Raw genomic sequence first — 20,636 nt, forward strand, 5'->3', positions numbered from 1 at the left:
ATAATAATGAAAGGATAAAACTAAATTTAAAAGGAATGAGCCCGATACAATATCGAGCTCATTATTATAAAAATTAATTATAAATTTGTCTAAACTTTTGGGTGCAGTCTATCAAGGAGTTTGGGATTCTTTTTTTTTAGATATATTTTAGTTTAATGTTTAAAGTTTCAAGTTTCAAGTTTCAAGTTCAATTTGGAATTTGGAATTTCAAGAGTTTCAAATTTTCAGGCTTTGGAATTTAGAATTTGGAATTTCAAGAGTTTGGAATTTTTTAAAAGTTATCTTTTTAAACTAAAATGCCCTTTTACATTTTTTCCGTTAACAAAAAGTAGCGTAAACCAATAATCATCTGAAGGCATTTCCCTTCCGTTAAAAATCCCATTCCAGCCTCCGCCATTTTGATTCATCTGTTTCAGTAATTGTCCATAGCGATCAAAAATAGAAATAGTATAGTTTGGCATCTGATTCATGTCTTTTATTACCCATAAATCATTAAATCCGTCTCCGTTTGGAGTGAAGAAACGCGGATAATCTAAGACATAGATTAAAAATGAATTAGACAAACCACAACCATTTTTATCTTTTGCAACAGCATAATAAGTGCCTGGAACTACTTGAGTAAAAGTTGGGCTGTCTTGAAAAGCGATTCCGTCAAGAGAAAACTCATAATTTCCAACTCCCGTATACAGAATTTGTACGGTATTGTCAGTGCCAGAGAAATCTTTTACATCTGCTCCAGTAATTGTGGCAGGTTCAGATAATATTATTTTGAAGTTTTTAGTTTTTTCACAGCCATTTACATCTTTTACGGTTACTGAGTAATCTCCAGCAGTAGTAATTAATGCAGAATTTGTAGTACTGTCATTATTGGTCCAGCTGTAACTGCTAAATCCAGAGGCAACGGTTAGAGTTATTTCGTCGCCTTGACATAAATAAAGTGTCTCATCTTCAAAATTTGGAGGATCGAAGCTATGCACGATTAATTCTACAGGAGTAATATCATAACAATTAGAACCGTTGGCAGCTCGCGCATAAATAGTCTGACTGTTTGGAGTTGTATTTTTGAAGATATCGGGTAACTTATTAGTTTCTGTAACGGCATCTGAAGCAGATAGGAAATAGTCGATTACAAGTCCCGGAGGCAAACCTGATAGAATTTGCGGTGTTACTTCATCTTGTAAATTAAATTGATATAAGCCGTCTTGTATCGCATCGCCATCGCAAGTTTCTAATGGAGGTTGATTTGGAATAACAGTATTAGAAACATTTAGTGTCACTTCTGCTGTTTTGCTACAACCAAAACTATTTTGAATTACTGCAAAAACAATTTGATTTGGAGTTTTGTTTGTGTAGCGTTGCGGATTTGGAATCGGATTTGTTTTCGCCTGTGCCTCTGCCAAAGTTTCATAATACCCTTGATTGGTAATCTGCGGATTATTATTTTTTACGATGTTATCGACTTTAGTCAGATCAAAAATGGTAAAGCCATCATTATCATCATCACATTGGAGTAAAGAAGTATCTGTCGACAAAATTTCAGGAGAAAATTCAACCGTAATTTCTCCAACAGAAACACATGTTGTGGTGGTTAGGTTGGCTTCAACTTTATAAGTGCCTGATGATGGTACAATATAAGATGATCCTGTTGCGCCCGCAATTTCAACGTATTTATTAGAAGCATCTTTTTTAAACCATTTGAAAGTATAATTGGTGGAACTTAAATTAGTTTCTAAAGCAAAATTTTCGCCAAAGCATACAGGATTATTATTGGCAAGGGTTCTGTCTTCTCCAAAATTTATTTTAGTTAAAAAACTTCCGGCTTCAATAAAAACCGCCGAATTGTAATGTCTTGTTGCATCATCGGCAACCACAAGTTTCAAATGGTATTTTTTATTTGGCGTTACCTCTGTAGAAGCATTCATTACTATGGTTTGGCCTGCATAGTTCACAGGACTTGCTATCGTATTATAACCATTAAAATAGTTTTCGTTCTGCGCTTCACATCCATCTATTGTTTGTCCATTGCTGCCAATAATGGGGTCAATTTTAGGATGTACTGTTGTTGCCGATACTGCCACAGTAGTATTGGGTAAAACCGCAAGATTTTTGTAATTATCACTGCTTCCTGCTTCTTTAATCAAGAAAGCAAATCCGTCTGAATAGATGCACGGGAAAATATTTTGATATTCATTCGAAGCAAAAATATAATTAAAGCTAATTGAATTGGTTAGTGCAATAAAATCAAACTCTAAAACCGTTGCTTGTGTACTGTTATTAATTCCTAAAGCAGTGTTAAGATCTGCATCACCATTCCAGTTTGGGACTTTCGTGCCTTCAGAATCTTCCTTGACATAAGGCCCTTGAGCTTTTATACTAGGTGAAGTGCTTAATACGATTCCGCTAGCAAAGGGAAAATTTGCACCAGCCGTAAATGAACCGTAACTCTGCTCATTTGGTGTAGGGTTTCCGGTTGCATTTACACTCTCAGTATCAATACAAGAACTATTTATTAAAACATTTTGAATTAAATCTGCTGGTGTTGCTGTAGCATTAACAGTGATATTCTGTGCGCTGATTTTATGGCAAAAACAGCACAATATAAAAAGTAATAATAAAGCTCTTAATTGACTCATAGTAGCAAATATACTACAAATCTCTATTTTTTAATAATTTGTAAGAAAAATAAACAAACAGAAAAGTCCAGACTAAAACGATTAAAATAGCTGAATAATCGACACTAAAATCACCTTCTGTATTAATTCCAATTTGTGTACCAATATTTTTAACAACAGATAGTCTAGGACCTGGATTAACAATAAGATTAGACATTGATTCTAAGGGAAAAAACTGCGTGATTAATTTATCAGTATCACTGTTCGGGAAAATTTTAAAGGCTAAAGTACCTCTAGCAATTGCTTCGATTATGCTCCAAACTAACAGAAAACCAAGTGCAAAAGCAGATCGTTTTACTAAAATTCCTAAAAAAAGACAGAAAGAAAAGAATCCAGTTAGTTTTACAAAAAAAGCTAAAAGATAATCTAAGTCACTAAAAATAATGCCAAATTCGGTGTAAGAAGAAAAAGACAATCCTAAAAGCAAACTCATAATGAAAACAAAAACGGTAGACCCAAAGGCAAATAAAACTACAGTTAAAAATTTTGATAAAATAAATTCCTTTTTGCTAATACCATCAATTAAATTCTGTTTTAAAGTTCCGTAGCTATATTCATTGGCCATCATAGAAACGATTACAATCGCTAAAAAGAATTTAAGCCAAGCTGCAACATACGTATTAAAATGCCAGATAAAGGGAAAATTAAATATTCCCATTTCGGCCAGATGAAATTTAAAAACTCCGATATCAAATTTTATTGCGGCAATAAGCGCAATAAAAGAAAGTAATATAAAATAAGTTAGGGTTAATATACGGCTGGCTTTGTTCAACCAGATTTTTTGTAATTCTATAGAGAGAAGTCTTTTCATGGTTTAGTTTTTTTGAGCGATTGCATTTTTGGTTAATTCTAAAAATTGAGCTTCTAAGCTGTTTTTGCGTTTTACTAAATGGCTTAAAACAATATTCTTAGAAAATAAAAACTGATTTAAATCTGAAGCGGATAAATCAGATTTTAAATAAACTAAAACTTTTCCGTCTTCGTCAGCAACTCGATCGACTGAAGGGTGTTCTAGTAAAATGTTTTTTAAAACTAAACTGTCATCTGCCTGCAACTCAAAGAATCCTTCGTTAGAAGACATTCCGTCAACTGGGCCAGAATATAAAACTTCGCCTTTTCTTAAAACAATTACTTGCGAGCATACTTTTTCGACTTCGTCCAATAAATGAGAAGCCAATAAAATAGTGGTTCCCTGCGATGCAATTTTTTTAATAATATCTCGAATCTGATGAATTCCTTGCGGATCTAATCCGTTGGTTGGCTCATCTAAAATTAAAATTTCGGGATCGTTTAAAAGTGCCGATGCAATAGCCAGACGCTGTTTCATTCCTAAAGAAAAAGTGCTGAATTTGCTATCTTTTCTTTCGCTTAAACCAACCAATTCTAGTTTTTCGATAACCTTAGAATAATTAATGTTTTTGATTTTGCAAACCAGTTTCAGATTTTGCTCGGCCGTCATGTACGGATAAAAATTGGGTCTTTCAATAATCGCACCAACTTTCTTCAAGGCTTCGTGCGTTTCTATATTACCGTCAAACCAGCGATAATTGCCAGATGATTTATTAACAACGCTTAAAACAATTCCTAAAGTAGTCGATTTTCCGCTGCCGTTTGGGCCAAGAATGCCATAAACTCGACCTTTTTGTATTTTAAAAGACACATTTTTTAAAGCCTGGATTCGACCGTATCTTTTGCTTAAATTCTCAATGGTTAATATGGTTTCCAAATTTTTCTGGTTTTAGTTTTTAGTATGACGAGCCAAGATGATTTTTGTTACTTTAAATTCTAACTTTAAATCCTATTGATGTAAATTTGTAATAAAGATATTCAAAATGAGCGAGCCTTTAATGGTTTTAAAAAAACCGTCTTATCCTTTAACGCAGCCACTTTTAAGTTATTTAGAGCGTTACGAACGTATTTCTAAAGTTTCTGTGTTTTACGATGACTTGCTTCGTTTTTCGGGATCTATAAATGTTTACGATAAAAATGATACCGATACGCTTTGGATTCGAGTATATTACGGCGAATTTGAGCGCAATGAAATTGATTTAAATCTAAAGAAAATATATTCGCTTTTGCATTCTGATGGGAATAATGAGATTATTCAATATCTGAATGTCGATGCGATTGACTACTGTACTTTTGGAAATTCTAAACCTTTTAGAATTAAAGTTCGAAATATTCTCAATGACAATTACGTCCATTTTTATATTAAAAAAGCAGACGCCTCACGAATTTACGGTTTGGAGTTGGAAGATATACTTTCGCCAGATAAAATCAATTTTTTGGTTTATAATGATACTTTGATTGAAGAGCATATTATTGGGATTCCAGGCGATGTTTTTATGGATACACTGCTTCATCAATGCAGTGAAATGGAAAAAGCACAGATTGCAAAAGAGTTTGTAAAATTTAACGAACGATGTATGATTCGTCTTCTTGGAGATATGCGTGCTTATAATTACGTAATTGTCCCAATTCATGATTTTGACCAAGTAGTTTATAAAATTCGTCCAATCGATTTTGACCAGCAATGTTACGAAGGCAATTTTAAAGTGTATCGTCCGCAGTTTTTCAAGGAAAATTTTCCGATGATTCAATTAATCAAAGAGAAATTGGAAGAACGTTCGATTATTCAATATAAAGACGAAGAAAGAGCGATTTTGGCAAAACGTATACATTCCGCCGAAACTAGAATTAAAAAACTACTTAATATTATGTGTCATGATACCATTTCGACACAAGAACATCTATTGCAATTAAAAATGGAATTGTATCGTTATACGAACGACATGAAATTCAAAAATGCAAAATCGATGGGGCACATCATGCATGCGGCATTCGAATTCATCATTCGCAATTTTAAAAATACTAACTTGGTTTAAAGGAAAATCGCCATATAATTTATATAAGTAATTTGAGAAGCTTGGCTAAATTGAACTTATATAACTTATATGGTTTAAAAACAACATAATATATGAAAAAATCTTTTTTAGTTTTCTGTTCAATTGTTTTATTAGCTTGTCAGAAACAATCTGGTTCTGATTTGAAAGAACTGTATTCGCTTCCGAAAAAATTAAAAGAAGTTTCGGGAATTGCCTATTTTCCTGAAACTAAAACTCTTTACACTCTAGAAGATAGCGGAAATAAAAATGCGATTTACGCCATTAATACAGAAGGAAAGCTAACGAAGACCATTACGATTTCTAATGCCACAAATGTCGATTGGGAAGATATTACAAAAGATAAATCTGGAAATATCTACATTGGCGATTTTGGAAATAATGATAACGAAAGAAGAGATTTATGCATTTACAAAGTAGCAAAAAATCAGCTCAGTAATGATTTGGCTAAAGCCGAATATAAAATCTCCTTTTCGTATCCAGAACAAAAAGAGTTTCCTCCAAAGAAAAAAGAAATGTTTTACGATGTAGAAGGTTTTTTTGAACTGAATGGGTATTTCTATCTTTTTACCAAAAACAGAAGCAAAGGTTTTGACGGAACCGCTTTTATCTACAAAATCAAAAATGCTGCAGGAACACAAAAAGCAGTAAGAATAGGAGAGTTTAAAACTTGCAGCAATTACAATCACTGTGTTTTGACCAGCGCAACAATTAGTCCAGACGGCAAAAAAGTGGCGCTATTAAGTCACGATAAAGTTGTCTTGTTTAAAGATTTTAAAGGAGATTTATTCCACAAAGGAAAACAAACCGAATTGAATCTAAATCACTTTTCACAAAAAGAAGCTATTGTTTTTAAAGACAACAACACCTTACTTATAGCCGACGAAAAAACAAATAAAGTAGGAGGAAAGGTTTATGAGTTTTCATTAAGCTACTAAGATGCTAAGCTTCTAAGGTATTAAGGAAAAAGTTAGCCACGAATTCACGAATCATTATAATAAAATTCGTGAATTCGTGGCTAAAAACTTTGCAACTTTGTGTCTTTGCGGCAAAATATTAGAAGCAAAAAAGTTAGCCACGAATTTCACGAATTTCCACTAATTTTTATTTGATAGGATAAAAAATAATTCGTGAAAATTAGTGGAATTAGTGGCTAAAAAACCTTTGCGACTTTGTGCCTTCGTGGCAAAACCTTAGAAACTGTACGCCGCTCCAAAAATCACCCTTCCGATTTCATCTGGAGATTTGAAGTATGAAATTCTTGCTGTAATAACATTTATAGCGTTTAGCCAAAGTCCGCCGCCGTAATCGTGATGCCATTTTTTAGAATTTTCGCCATCAAGCCAAACCCTTCCATAATCAAAACCGCCTAAAATTCCGTAAGTCATAGGTACAATAGTGCGCTGGATTTTTCCGATGCTTAATCGCAAATCAGAACTTTGAGAGAAATAAGAATTTCCTAAGAAACGCTCATTTCTAAATCCGCGTAAATCCGTATCACCTCCAAGCGCTGCTCCTTGATAAAATTCGTAGTTGTTATTTAAAATGGCTTTTCCTTTTAAATAAGTAGCCAAAATAAGTTTTCCGTTATGATCAATTTTATGTGTAAAACCTAAAATACTTTCAAGCGTTGGAAAATTCTTTTTTGTATCATCCAAATTTGTCGTCCAAGTTCCAGCAATCACAAAATGCATACCTAAGGTAGGTTTCGCTACAAAATCGGAATTCTTAAATACATATTTAACTTTTAAGCTTCCAAAATTCTGGCTTTCAAATACATCTGGATTTACAATTCCCGGAATATCAATATATCGATTTTCGGTTTCTTCAACCGTCATTCTCTGGAAAATAGGTTGAATGCTAAATTCACTTCCATATCTTCCAACATGTCTGATAGCACCCGAAGCATTAAATTTTCTAATGCGCACACGGTTATAATCCATGCTCACTTCATCATCGTATTGCGCTTCATTCCCGTATCCAAAATAGTTCATTGCAAAATTTGGAGTCGTATAAAGCGATTCCACATCAATAACCCATTTTCCTAATAACCCAGGAAAATGTGCTGCATAATTAAATTCTAAACCGCCCGTTGCAAAATAGTAAAAAGCATTAAAAATATGTCTTTGCGTGTACGGATTCTGTTTAAAATTATTAACCGTATAATTTAAATTGATTCCCACTTTTACACCATCATCTGGATTAAAACCAATATTCGGAAGTCCAGAAATTACATTGTATTTCGGTTTTTCGTAATTGTATAAATTAACATCGTAATCGTCTGTTAATTGTGTCTGAGTTTTAGAATCTAAGTTGTATGTGTTTTCTTTTGATTTAAAATCGTAAACAATAACCTTTCTTCCGTTTTCAATGTTGTAAATATCATTGTTCTGACCGCCAATCAAACGAATTTTAATGCTCGATTTCTTATCTCCTTTAACTTCAAAAGTATCATTATCATCCAATCCGTAAATCCAAAGATTTCTGGTTTTATTATCTGTTACAGTTTTAGTATAAAGCAATTCATCGCCCTCTTTTTTAACTCTGTAAACCTGAATTTCAATTTCTTTTTTTGCATTATGATTCAGAACAAACTTATCTTTTTTGTCTGTTCCAGCAATCATATCCGTTTTGCTCAAAACATCAGAATATTCACGAGCATATTTCTGAAGATCCTTTTTTCTGTTTTTTAGTTTCGTTTTGATTTCGTCAATCGTTCCATCTTGAACTTCTTTTGGCAAGTTTTTGAAAGCCTCATCGATATCAGCATCAGTTAAATTTTCCTGAATATATTTTGCCTGTTCTACCCATTCTTTTTCTTGAGACGTTCTTAAAAAAGCCAAATCCATTGGGTAAGGTTCTCTACTTAACCATTTTACATTGTCAATTTTATTTTTAAAAGTTCTCATATGACGCAATGCCGGAATATTCATTAAAATAGAAAGCAAGGCTCCGTCATATTTTACAAATGCTTGATCGCGATCTCTCGGAATTGGTCTGTAAATTACTTTTCCATCTTCTTTATATTCGGCCCAACGCCATTGATCGCTGTGTCTGTCCCAATCTCCCAAAAGCATATCAAACAAACGCGCTTTTATATATTCTTTTTCGTCGACCGTATATTTTTCATCTTTATGAAGATTCAGCATCATATCGTCAGTTCCGATAATATTGCTTGGTTTTCCGAAATTTTTTCCGTCCAAATGATTGTCTGCGGGCCTTTCTTCAACCATATACAATTGATCTCCAAAACTCGCATTAAATTCGCCCAAGCCATTTTGTTTCGGAACATAATATAAAATTGGGTTAGTATGTCTCAATCGAATTTTATCTGACATACCGCCAATTGCAAAAGAAGAATAAGGATAAGAAGTCGTATAAAAATCAAATAAGAAATCTTCGACATACGTTTTGTCAAAGTCATTTACCACATATTGATCTTTAAAAGCAACTGACTGTAAAAATACGGTCGCGCTTTTTTTCATGGCACGCATCACATATTCACGGCCTTGAGGATCAGACATTCTTAATGAAACCGATTGATGTCCGCCGCCTTCGCGAATAGGTTTTAAACCGCCTTTTAAAGTATCGACAGTTGCAGTTGTTGCTTCAATTGGCAAACTGTAATAATATCTGTAATGTTTGCCAAATAAAAACCTGTGAAATGCACTTTTATCGGTCATTTTTGTAGAATAAATCGAAGTTGTTACTTTTGAAGGAAACTTGTTCGGAATATCTTCGGCCCAGTTTATTTCTTTTGCTTTTATTATTTCGCGCTCAAAAAGAAGTTTTTCTTTATTGTTTTCATTTCCATAAAAAGAAACTTTTGCATCACCAGTTTTAAACATAGTCAAAATGGCATAACCGTTTTTGCCATACGAAAAATCATAAGGATTGATCGCTCTTGCAGCTTCAGATTTTGACCCGGCACCGCTAATGATCTGCTGGATATTTTCTTTGCTGATGTATTGCAGATTATGGTCGTGACCCGAAACTACAATTACATTTTTCTGCTTTTGTAAAAGCGTTTTAATTCTTTTAGCATAAATTGTATACTGTTTATTTTGAATATCCTGCGGACTAATACCTGATGTTTTTCTGACTAAATTGAGGAAAGAGCCGATTACAGGAAGCGGAATTTTCTGTTCTAAAGGAAATAATTGTTTTTCTAATGAAAATTGCCCACCGTGTGTACCGTTGCTCAATAAAGGATGGTGAATTGCCAAAACAACCGTTTTCTCTTGATTCTTGTTTAAAAGACTTTCCAATTCTTCAAAAAAGCCTTCTCTGGTTTTAATTTCGCAATTGTCATTTATAGTTGGATGGTCGTTCCAATCTTCTAAAAACCATTCACTATCAACAGCTATCAAAGTAGTCACGCTATCAATTTTTACATCTTCAATCGGGCAGGTTTTTCTTGGCAGAAAGCCTTTTTTATCGTTTAGATATTTCGTTACAAAATCGGCTTGACGTTCTAAACCTTTGATGCCACTGTACCAATCGTGATTTCCTGGAATTACGACTGTTCTTCCTTTAAAACCTTTGGTTAATTTTAATTGATTAGTAAGTTTTGTTTCAGCTAAAGCCTTGTCTTCAGGATGTTTGTCTCCCGGAAAACCTTTGGGATAGATATTATCTCCTAAGAAAAGAAGTGTCGATTTTTTATTGGCATTCTTTAGCCTTTTATGCAAAAGTTCCAGCGTTTGCTGTGCTTGTTCTTCGTCGGCATTTCCAGCGTCACCAACAAGAAAAAATGTATGTGCAATTTTTATCGTGTCGGTTGCGTTTTCTGTTTCATTGGCGCTCACATTTTTTCCGTATTGCGGTTTACGCGTTGAACAAGAATAAACGATGAATAGCGATAGGATTGCTAAAGAAAAGTTTTTAATCTTTGCAATAAAATGATTATCCAAAAACAATTTCATAATTTAGTGGTATAAAAATATTCTTTATGAATCTAATAGAACAATCCGAAGATTTCGTCAGTAATTTACTCAAAGATAAACTTTCTAATTTATATTCTTACCATAATTTTAATCATACTTATACAGTGGTTACAGCGGTAAAAGAACTTTGTAAGAAAGAAGATGTTGACGGTGAGGATAAAGAGGCACTTTTGGTTGCCGCGTGGTTTCATGATACTGGATACATTGAAGGATATGAAAATCATGAAAAAGAAAGTACTAAAATTGCCGCTGATTTTTTGCGTGAAAAAGGAAAATCGGAAGAATTTATAACATTAGTTTCAAGTTTGATTTTGGCAACTGTTAAAGAATATGAGCCAAGAACACATTTAGAAAAAATTATTAGAGATGCAGATTACGCTCATTTAATGGGTGAAGAATATGCTACAACCTGCGAATTGCTTCGTTTGGAATTGAAAAATGCAGGAATAGTAAATTTTTCTAATGCCGAATGGACCAGAGAAAATCTAAATTTTTTACTGAATAAGCACAGATTTTATACCGATTATGCCTTAAGAAAATGGCAGCCTCTGAAAGAACGAAATCTGTTAATGATTCAGAAAAAAATAAATAAGCAGGAATTAAAAGCGGCCGCCGCACTCGAAGAAGAAAATAAAAAGAAAGAGAAAGCAGAAAAATCTGAGAAACCAGATCGCGGAATTGATACTTTATTTCGTGTAACGCTCGGAAATCATACTCGTTTAAGCGGTATTGCCGACAGCAAAGCCAACATTTTATTGTCTGTCAATGCCATTATTATTTCAATTGCATTATCGTCTATTATTCCAAAACTGGATAGTCCGAAAAATGCTCATTTAGTGGTTCCGACTTTTATAATGCTGATGTCTAGTGTGGTAACTATAATTTTTGCCATTCTTTCTACTCGACCAAAAGTAACTTCTGGATTTTTTACTAGAAATGACGTAGAAGATAAAAAAGTCAATCTGATGTTTTTTGGAAATTTCTATAAAATGCCTCTCGAAGATTATGATTGGGCAATGAATGAAATGATGAAAGATCGTGATTATCTATACTCAACTATGATCAAAGATTTATATTATTTGGGATTGGTTTTACAGCGAAAATACAATCTCCTCAGAATTGCTTATAACTTTTTTATGGTCGGGATAATTATAACCGTTATTGCTTTTGTTATTGCTTTTAAAGGAGTTACGATTTAGTATCGTTTTTATTTAGACATATAGAAGCATAGATTGTTTTTTGTTTGAAAAAAAATTATTGACAGAAACTAGTTTCTAACACATAGCTAAAATGCAGAAAGCTTTGTAAAAGTTTTAAAACTTTTACAAAGCTTTTTTATATGCTATAAGTATTTGACCTTTGCGAGGTCATTTTTCTATTTGAATTGAAGATTAATTTATTTCGTCCAACAAATCTTGGTATGTTATTTTTTTAATTTCTGACGCTGTTGCATTGTTGATTACTTTTACACGAATCGCTCTCAGGCCAGAAACTCCCTGAAGATCTTCCACTTCAAATTGTTCAATTGAAGGTTCTAGGATTTTTTTGTGCTGCAGGTATTTAATATATTTTAAATATTCTGCTTCTTCGCTGTTTTGAGAATATACAATTGTAATTTTCTCTTTTTCAGTAATTCTTTCCGTAGTTCCTTTAATATGCGATTTGTCAATTCGTTTTTTAACCACTTCATATCTCGCATTGTACGTGCCGTCTACATCAAAACGTTTTTCATCCATTCTAAAACGGATTGAAAGAGGAGAACTGAAAACCAAAATCAACGAAGTAACGTCCAATTCGTAAGGTAGTGAAGTCTTAAGATCGTGATGTTCCAATTCCATTTCGCACAGGGTTTGCAATTGCCACAAACGAAGATTATGCAAATACATGATGTCGAATGGTTTAGTTGGAGAAATTGAAGCTCCAATATACAAATTATGCTCTACACCATCTGTTTTAAAACGCTCGTAATAATGCGGATAAATCTGCTGAGCTTCAACCTGTTTTCTATCTAAAACTGTTGCCAGCCTTTTATTGATAATAGACATCGCATTGTCGAACTTTTTTCTTTCTTGATAAAACATTCCCGTTTTTTCATCCAGATTATCAAAGTATGATGTAGTCAGCTTTTCGCTTTTTGCATTGCCTTGAGTATTTTTTAGAATCGGATGAATTTCTTCTTCTATATAACGTTGAACATGCTGTTCGGTATCTGCTTTTAAAGGAAAATCTAATTCAGATCTAAGTGATTCCAATTCAAATTTTCTTTGTTCCAAAAGAACAAGATTAGAATTAGGTTTTTGGTTATCAAAGATTTCCAAAAGAGCTGTAAGCTGATTTTTTAAATCGATTTTTACGGTTTCGTTTCGATGTTCAGAAGAACCTTTTATATCAATCTGACCATATAATGGATATACATTTTTAAAAACGATTTCTTTAAAAATATAATCTTTTGTATGACTCATATGCTGAAAATAATTCTGAGACTCTCTCTTGAATTTCCAGTACACGCTTGGGTGAATCGTCGTGTATTCTCGCTGAATAATGGCTTCAATCTGATGCTGCATGTCCGTATTGTAACGATCAATAGTATCAGTTAAATACGGTAGAACCAAATCTAGTTTTGTGGCATTTACACTGTTTAGATCTCGAGGGTTTTTAGAAACCAATTCAACAACGCCCAATAAATGACCGTTTTTAATAACTGGAGCAAAAATACAGCTCTGAATGCCTTGAGCCAATAAATGTTCGCCAAGTCTTTTATTGGTTGACTGCTCTGTAAATTTGCTGACGTTTGAAATAACAAAAGGTTCTTTATTATCTAGTAAATTTTCGAAAGAACATCCGAAAAAAGCATTTTTACAATCGACTTCCTGATCAGAAGAAAGTAAAAAGCTCTTCATCTGGTTTTCGTATTTTGCGGGTCTTATAAATTTCTCTTCCTCAGGATTATAGATGATAAAACCGACTTTTAAATTCGGAAGATTAAAAATAGACTGAAAGATGTTTGAAACTTCCTGATCGGTATTAACCGTTTTTGGACCTGGTTTGAGTAGATTGCTTTTTAAAATCGAAATAGCACTTTCTGTAGTCGCATCAAACAAAGAAACAATTCCGAAACCTCTTAAAATCCAGCTTCCTTTTGGGAATTTAGATTTCCATAGATTAATGTCGTTATAATTATCTATTAATTGGTCAATATCTTCTTGAGTTAATGGAACAGAGTTTTCAGTTGGAATAATTTCCATAAAATCAGCATTGTATAAAATTCTATAATGCTTTTCTACACCATTTTCATCTGGAATGTCATAGAAAAAAGGCTGATTAAAATCAATACGCTGATTGTAATAGTAACTTAAAATTAGGCAGCAATTATTGATATAGAATTGATGATCGCTAAAATCACGAATTTCCATATAAAATTCGTCTCCAGCATTTTTAAGAATCTTTTTAAAGCGTTCTGAATAATTGAAGGAAATGTTTTGAAATGGAATAGTTACTGCTTTTATTTCGTTGTGCGTTAATGCAGTAGGAAATAAATCAGCAAGAATGTTTTTGATTAAAGGTTCATTTTGTTTGATAATTGAATAATCTGTGATTCCAGTCTTTAGTTCCGGAATTAATTCAATTTGTTCTAAAATCGCTTTGGCATAGTTGGATCTATAATCAACATCTGACAGCGCAATTTCTTCAAAAGATTCAATTAGCTTATGAAATGAAATTATGGTGTTAAAAGGACTTTCTTTAAAAAATTGAATATCCATCTGAGTAATTTTTTAATGCAAAATTAAGGATAAATTAAGAATGCCCGACATTTTTCGATTTGTTTCGTCTATAGTTAAATAATTGTTTTCCTTATAATTAAAGGCTTAAGGCATATCGAGTTTTATTTTAACTAAAAATTAACGGTTTAAATAACGGAACGATCGTTCCGTTATTGTATCTTTGTACTGTAATAATTGAATAATCAATAACTTAAATAATAATAAAATGAAAAATTTAGAAAACAAAGTTGCTATAGTAACAGGCGGTAACAGCGGAATTGGATATGCAACAGCAGCAGATTTGGCAGCAAAAGGTGCAAAAGTAATTGTAACAGGCAGAAACAAAGAAGCTTTAGTAAAAGCGGAAACTGAATTGGGAGTAAAAGGAATTGTGGCCGATCAATCTGATTTAAAATCAATCGATAATTTAGTCGAAGAAGTAAAAGCACAATACGGAAAAATTGATATCCTATTCTTAAATGCTGGCACAGCGTCATTTGCACCTCTAGATGGAGCGACAGAAGATCACTATGACAATATTATGAATGTTAACGTAAAAGGAGTTTATTTTTCAGTTCAAAAACTGCTTCCAATTTTAAACGACGGAGGTTCTATTATTTTTAACACTTCTATTAACGCCCATGTCGGAATGCCAAATTCTAGTGCTTATGCAGCAAGTAAAGCAGCAGTATTATCTTTTAATAAAGTATTTGCAACAGAATTGGCACCAAGAAAAATTAGAGTAAATGCTGTTTCTCCTGGATCTGTAGAAACACCACTTTATGGTAAATTAGGTTTAGAAAAACATGAAGTTGAAGGTTTTGGAACTGTGTTAAGCGAAAAGATTTTATTAAAACGTTTTGGTCAGTCAGCTGAAATTGCTAAAACAGTAAGTTTCTTAGCTTCAGATGATGCTTCTTTTATTACAGGAACTGAAATAGTGGTAGACGGTGGACTTACAGTAAATTCTGTAGTTTAATTTTTTGCTTTAATTCAGGAACGATTGTTCCGTATTTTTTGTATCTTTACAATGTAATTCAATTTTTGAAGTCATGGCTAGAACAAAAGAATTTAATGAAGATCAGGCTTTAGACAAAGCGGTAGAAATTTTTTGGCACAAAGGTTATAATGGCACTTCGGCGCAGGATTTAGTCACACATTTGGGATTAAGCCGTTCGAGTTTGTATGATACTTTTGGAGACAAACAACAGCTTTTTTTTAAAGCTTTAAAAAGATACCAGATTCAAGGTCAAGACGCGATAAAAGAGCTTTTAGAAGAATCGGAAAACGTACAAGAGGCTTTTACTCAAATTTTTAAACAAGCTGTAAAAGAAAGTCTCGAAGACCGAATTACAAAAGGCTGTTTTATGGTCAACTCTTCCGTCGAATTAGCCATGCATGATGAAAATATTGCTAAAGTGGTAAGCGAAAATCGCCAAACGATGGAAGATATTTTTCTAAAAGCGGTTCAAAAAGGGCAGAAGGCAGGACAAATTTCAACGAAACTCGATGCGCTAACACTTTCTAGATTTTTATATAATAATTATTCCGGAATTCGGGTTTTGGCACGAGCTGGCGAAAAAAATAAACAAGTGTATGATGATATTCTAAAAGCGATGTTTAGTTTGTTTTAAGCTATAAAGTTTGAAGCAATACTAAAAGGTGGAGAAAACTTATTTCCAAATTAATTGTTTTTTAACGCAGAGCGCGCTAAGATTTTTAAATCTGGTGTTTTATCTAAATATATAAAGAGTTCGCAAAGCTGTATCGATAAAGCTTTGCGAACTGTTAGTGTTTAGCTAAAAAACTTAATAAAAATCTTAGCGTCCTTTGCGTTTAAATTTTCTCTGATTTGTACAATAAATAAAAAAATGGCAATTATAAAATATAACTGCCATTTCTTGTTTTAAGTAAGTAATAGAAAATGAAGACTTCTTAGCTTTTTTCTTCTTTATTGAAATAAACTAAGTAGTAATACATTTGTTTTTCTTCATCCCAGCCTTTTTCAACAAATTTTTCTGCACTTTCAGGATTAATAAAATCCATTTTAATCTGAATGTGAGTATCAAGATTAATCACATTTTTGATTGATTTTCTAGCGTCAGAAACTGCTGCGTTGGCAATAGGGAATGAGGTTACATCTTCGATGCTGTATTTTTCTCCTTTATCAACTTTATAGTTTTTAAATTCAGGAATCAAATCAGGATTGTCTAATACTTCATTCAAGAAATTCTGCTCTTCAAACTGATCATTTTTAGCGAAATAATTCACAGATCGGTTCATAAACATTACTTCCTCTTTCTTGTCTTCTGCTGGCAAAACAACATCTTTTGCGAAGTTTTGACAGAATTTTAAATATTTTTTAGTGATGAAATTTTCATCTTCAAAAGCATCAACAGATAAAAAGTGCTCTAGCCAGTAGCGCGCGTCATAACGGTTGCTGTCTACAGTCAAGATTTTATAACCTTCTTCTTTTTTATAATTGAAGATCAAACATCCTTTATCCAATTTACTTAGGTTAATTCCCTGCTGTAAAATCATTTCAAGGTTGCTTCCGTTTTCTTCAAACTGTAAAAAATCTGCTTGAAGCTCACTTTTGAAAATTCCGATTGCATCAACAACATTGTTATCAATACTCAGATTCGTCAAATACGTTACATAAACCTCTCCATTTTTAATGTGCGGATGGTTTGACTGTTCGTATAAATGTTTTGTGATTTTTTTTGAAACCTCATGAACATTAGCCGGATTAGCAAAAATCTCAGTTGCGTATTTAAACATGTCATTGTAGTCCAAGTCCACTTCGTGTGCAAACTGATAATAGTTTTCTTCTTTTTCTCTAAAAGGCTTAAAAAAGAATTCTTTTATCAAAGGAACAATCTCATCATTCAAATTAAATGGTTGCTCTGATAAAAAAATCGCTTCGTTACGACTTTTGTTTCCTACGCGATGTATCGCAAGGGTATCGATGTGGGTGTTGAATAAATTTATCATTCGTTTAAGGTGCTGAGGTTCTAAGTTGCTAAGATACTAAGGTTTAGATTCTGTCTTTTATTTTTTTTATAAAAGAAACTAACATTCGTTCTACTTCACGACTATCCTCATATAAGGTGTTAAATTCGGTTTCTTTAATGTAGGTTATATTTTTTGCAACTTCTAATTGAGTTTGCATTTCAAATAGTGAACCTTTTGAAATACTTAAAAAGCGTAAAAGATCTTTATCACTTTCTCTTCCATAACCTTCAGCAATGTTGCTTGGAATTGAGATGGAACTGCGTCTAATTTGAGAAGTTAATCCGAAGATTTCTTCTTTTGGAAAATTGTTTGTTGAATAATAGATTTTGGTAACCAAGGCCATTGATTTTTGCCAGATCAGGAGTTTTCTGAAATCACTCATTTTATTAAATTTAAATTTAAGTAAAAATAAGAAAATTCCTAAAATAAAAAACCTTAGAACCTTAGCGACTCAGAACCTTAGAACCTCAAAAAATTAATTCCAATTCTCCTCAAATCCATAATCTTCGAAGCTGTCGTCTCCTTCGAACATGTCAAGATCATCTTCGTCTAGATCGTCTTCAAATTCTCCGTAGATATCGTCATGCATGTCATCTGCTTCGAAGTTTTTTTCGATGGCATCAGCAGGCATTTCACCGTGAGAAAATAAAGTTTCTGGATAGGTAACTCCAACTTGTTCATCTTCTACAGCAGCCAATTCAACTAAGAAAGTCCACATGCTGATGAAGTCATAAACGTAGATAATCTTCGTATTTTCTTTATCTAAAATACTAGATAGCGGATAATCGTTCATGGTTCTTATTTCGCCAGGAACATCTCCTGTATCAAAAAGCGGAATTTCATCTTCTTGATTCCAAGTATCATCACAAGTATAAAATGAAGCCACTTCTGATCCGTCAAAGCCAAAAGAGTTGAAGATTGCATTGTGTAAATCCTCAAGAGTATCCTCCTCAAGAATAGCAATGTCTCTGAAAATATCTTCTTCGGCGTCTAGAATAACTCTAAATTTATAAACCATAATCTTTGTTTTTATTGAGAGGTCAAAGGTAAAATATAAAAAACGAAATACGAATTACGAATCGTGATTTGTTGAAAAGATTTTCGTGCGGGATTTTTGTTGAAAATTTACCGCAAAGAGAGTAGAGAAATTACGCAAAGTTCGCTAAGATTTTTATGCGTTACGTTTCATAGAATGAAAAGTTCGCAAAGCTGGATGTTTACAAAGCTTTGCGAACTTTTAAAATATGAGAAAGTTAAATTTAGAAAAAAACTTAGCGGACTTTGCGTTAAATCTTATCTCCTAGAAAGTCTCTTTCTTAATTTATGATAATGTTTATGATACGTATTGTGGCTCGGATAACTTCTGCTTGAAGTCATATTGTTGAAAATTAAAGCGGTAAAAAGTAAAATTAAAACTCCTGTAAATACGGGAGAAAGAACATACATATAGCCTAAAGCCTTTACTTTCTCGGTTCCGATAACCGCAATTAAGGCGGTTGCTCCTCCAGGCGGATGAAGCGTTTTGGTAATCTGCATTAAAATAATGGCAATTGAAACCGCAAGAGGCGCGGCAATCCACATAATGTCTGGAACCAATTTATGAACCGTAACGCCTACAAAAGCAGAAATTACATGTCCGCCAACTAAATTGCGAGGCTGAGAAAACGGACTCTGGATAATTCCGTAAACTAAAACGCTCGAGGCTCCAAAAGATCCAATTAAATAAACCGCATCTGGCCCTGAAAAATGTATAGATTGTACATAAGCCAAAATTCCTATTCCGACGAAAGAACCTAAAAACGACCAAAAATGTTCTTTATAATCAATTAATGTTTCTTTATATAAAATGTAGCGTGTTTTTCGATAGCTTCTTTTTATTTTTTCAGTTGGCATATTTGTGTGGTATTTTACTTGTGCGTTGTGCTTTTTAATACATTTCGATCCCTGTTGTTAAACTTGGCAAAACACTTTTTTTATAAAATTTATAGGTTAGAATTATTTAATTAAACTTGGTGAATAACTATATACGGTATACGGATAAATGGTTTTTGCTGTATATTTTGAAATTAAGCAAACGACGAGAATTGGGAAAAACAAAGTGTAATCGTTTGTTAAGCCGCAAACCAAGAAAATAGCCGTAAAAGGCGCATGAATACTTGCACTTAGAACCGCAGCCATTCCGATAATCATAAAGTTAACAGGAATTACATTTACATGAAAAAAGCTGTTTAGGATTGAAGCTAGCAATAATCCTAAAAAGGCACCAATGAACAAGCTTGGAGCAAAAACACCTCCGTCGCCACCAGAAGCCAATGTAATTGAAGTTACAATTGGTTTTAGAATTAGAATTCCAATAAAGGTAAGCGCCAAAGTTATGGTGAGCTGCATTTGATGTGCGTTGCCAAAGATTCCTTTAATCGCATGGTAACCTTCTCCATACAATTGAGGGAAAAAGAATAGCGAAAGACTTAAAACCGCAGAGCCTAAAATAATTTTGTAATAATGCGTATCGATTTTACCAAATTGTGATTTGAAGAATAAAACACAACGGGTTAGGTAAACCGAATTCATTCCTGCCAATATTCCTAAAAGGATGAAGTATGGAATTGCTTTTAAATGCCAAGTCGAAATGGAAACAGCAAATAAAGGTTCTTCTTTTAAAATAGTCAATAAGCCGAACGCTATAGAAACGGCAATTAAATTTGAAATTATAAAAGCTCGGGTTACTTTTCTCGAAATTACTTCGAAAGCAAATAAAACTCCCGCAATCGGACTGCTGAAAAGTGCTGTAACACCTGCCGCAACTCCCGCGCAGATTAATTCGGTTTTATACTGACGAAAAACATTTTCTTTTTCGTGCGCAACAGAACCAATCGTTGCTGTGGCTACAACGGTTGAAACTTCGATTCCGGTTGAACCTCCAAAAATAACCGTTAATAATCCGTTGATGAAATGTGATGGAATTTTATAAGAAGGAAGATTTTTAGATTTTGATGCGGTACTTTCAAAAACTTCTTTGATTCCTTTGTTTTCTTTTTTCTTAAAAAGATATTGTCTGAGGAAATAAATTACCGATAATCCGAAAACTGGAAATACGATGTAAAATATCGGATGAACAGAAACTTCATGAAAGAAAATTTCTTCGTAATATTCTGTTATTTTTTTGAGTGAGATTCCGAGAAAGGCTGAAAGGAAGCCAATTAAGATAGAAACAATAACTAATTTTCGGAATTTAATGAATTGATGATTTTTTTTGATTTGCGCCGTTTTGTTCATCAGAAGTAAATTTGCTGTTCGCACTTTTTTTATGCGGGTTACAAAATTAAGCAGCAAATTCGG

General features: G+C 33.2%; 16 protein-coding genes. 6 read left to right on the forward strand and 10 right to left on the reverse strand.

Going from position 1 to position 20,636, the window contains the following annotated elements; genetic code table 11:
- The coding region (locus EG814_RS21330; protein WP_164515286.1) for an IS3 family transposase at positions 1-77 on the forward strand (77 nt) is incomplete at its 5' end.
- 201 nt (positions 78-278) lie between these two features.
- On the opposite strand, the gene EG814_RS05740 is transcribed toward EG814_RS21330, so the two are convergent.
- The 3 genes from EG814_RS05740 to EG814_RS05750 are packed head-to-tail and all read right to left on the reverse strand — an operon-like array spanning position 279 to position 4,398.
- Positions 279-2,633, reverse strand: coding sequence for a T9SS type B sorting domain-containing protein (locus tag EG814_RS05740; RefSeq protein WP_164515280.1), 2,355 nt, complete (start codon positions 2,631-2,633; stop codon positions 279-281).
- Positions 2,634-2,646: 13 nt separating this feature from the next.
- Entirely contained in the window at positions 2,647-3,483 is an 837-nt protein-coding gene (locus EG814_RS05745; protein WP_125719824.1) for an ABC transporter permease, read from the reverse strand.
- A 3-nt stretch (positions 3,484-3,486) separates the two neighbouring features.
- Positions 3,487-4,398 (reverse strand): ABC transporter ATP-binding protein, encoded by a 912-nt coding sequence (locus EG814_RS05750; RefSeq protein ID WP_125719826.1) that lies wholly within the window; start codon positions 4,396-4,398, stop codon positions 3,487-3,489.
- Positions 4,399-4,504: 106 nt separating this feature from the next.
- Here EG814_RS05750 and EG814_RS05755 point away from each other — a divergent pair, with 106 nt between their 5' ends.
- Complete coding sequence (locus tag EG814_RS05755; RefSeq protein WP_125719828.1) at positions 4,505-5,557, forward strand: hypothetical protein; 1,053 nt, start codon at positions 4,505-4,507, stop codon at positions 5,555-5,557.
- A gap of 92 nt (positions 5,558-5,649) precedes the next feature.
- Complete coding sequence (locus EG814_RS05760) at positions 5,650-6,513, forward strand: SdiA-regulated domain-containing protein (protein WP_125719830.1); 864 nt, start codon at positions 5,650-5,652, stop codon at positions 6,511-6,513.
- A 255-nt stretch (positions 6,514-6,768) separates the two neighbouring features.
- Here EG814_RS05760 and EG814_RS05765 read toward each other — a convergent pair whose 3' ends face one another.
- On the reverse strand, positions 6,769-10,500 hold the full coding sequence (locus EG814_RS05765; protein WP_125719832.1) for a metallophosphoesterase: 3,732 nt from the start codon (positions 10,498-10,500) through the stop codon (positions 6,769-6,771).
- A gap of 26 nt (positions 10,501-10,526) precedes the next feature.
- On the opposite strand from EG814_RS05765, the gene EG814_RS05770 reads away from it, so the two are divergent.
- Entirely contained in the window at positions 10,527-11,720 is a 1,194-nt protein-coding gene (locus tag EG814_RS05770; protein WP_125719834.1) for a Pycsar system effector family protein, read from the forward strand.
- Between the two features lie 192 nt (positions 11,721-11,912).
- On the opposite strand, the gene EG814_RS05775 is transcribed toward EG814_RS05770, so the two are convergent.
- On the reverse strand, positions 11,913-14,282 hold the full coding sequence (locus EG814_RS05775; protein WP_125719836.1) for a GAF domain-containing protein: 2,370 nt from the start codon (positions 14,280-14,282) through the stop codon (positions 11,913-11,915).
- Between the two features lie 226 nt (positions 14,283-14,508).
- Here EG814_RS05775 and EG814_RS05780 point away from each other — a divergent pair, with 226 nt between their 5' ends.
- Both EG814_RS05780 and EG814_RS05785 read left to right on the forward strand, forming a co-directional pair.
- Positions 14,509-15,261 carry a glucose 1-dehydrogenase gene (locus EG814_RS05780; protein WP_125719839.1) on the forward strand — a complete coding sequence of 251 codons (753 nt, stop codon included), beginning with the start codon at positions 14,509-14,511 and terminating at the stop codon, positions 15,259-15,261.
- A gap of 73 nt (positions 15,262-15,334) precedes the next feature.
- A complete protein-coding gene (locus EG814_RS05785) occupies positions 15,335-15,916 on the forward strand; it encodes a TetR/AcrR family transcriptional regulator (protein ID WP_125719841.1) in 582 nt (193 codons plus the stop codon).
- Positions 15,917-16,217: 301 nt separating this feature from the next.
- Here the strand turns inward: EG814_RS05785 and EG814_RS05790 are convergent, their stop codons facing one another.
- From EG814_RS05790 to EG814_RS05810, 5 genes are all read right to left on the reverse strand, one after another.
- On the reverse strand, positions 16,218-17,276 hold the full coding sequence (locus EG814_RS05790; protein WP_125719843.1) for a nucleoid-associated protein: 1,059 nt from the start codon (positions 17,274-17,276) through the stop codon (positions 16,218-16,220).
- A gap of 43 nt (positions 17,277-17,319) precedes the next feature.
- Positions 17,320-17,679: a four helix bundle protein gene (locus EG814_RS05795; protein WP_125719845.1), complete on the reverse strand. Its 360-nt coding sequence runs from the start codon at positions 17,677-17,679 to the stop codon at positions 17,320-17,322.
- Between the two features lie 93 nt (positions 17,680-17,772).
- Positions 17,773-18,315: an IS1096 element passenger TnpR family protein gene (locus EG814_RS05800; RefSeq protein ID WP_125719847.1), complete on the reverse strand. Its 543-nt coding sequence runs from the start codon at positions 18,313-18,315 to the stop codon at positions 17,773-17,775.
- Positions 18,316-18,590: 275 nt separating this feature from the next.
- Positions 18,591-19,190 carry an HPP family protein gene (locus EG814_RS05805; RefSeq protein ID WP_125719849.1) on the reverse strand — a complete coding sequence of 200 codons (600 nt, stop codon included), beginning with the start codon at positions 19,188-19,190 and terminating at the stop codon, positions 18,591-18,593.
- Positions 19,191-19,292: 102 nt separating this feature from the next.
- Positions 19,293-20,573, reverse strand: a complete 1,281-nt coding sequence (locus EG814_RS05810; protein WP_125720421.1) for a chloride channel protein — start codon at positions 20,571-20,573, stop codon at positions 19,293-19,295.
- Between the last annotated feature and the right edge of the window lie 63 nt (positions 20,574-20,636).

The sequence above is a fragment of the Flavobacterium ustbae genome (genome assembly GCF_003946915.1).
In the GTDB taxonomy this organism is placed as follows: domain Bacteria; phylum Bacteroidota; class Bacteroidia; order Flavobacteriales; family Flavobacteriaceae; genus Flavobacterium; species Flavobacterium ustbae.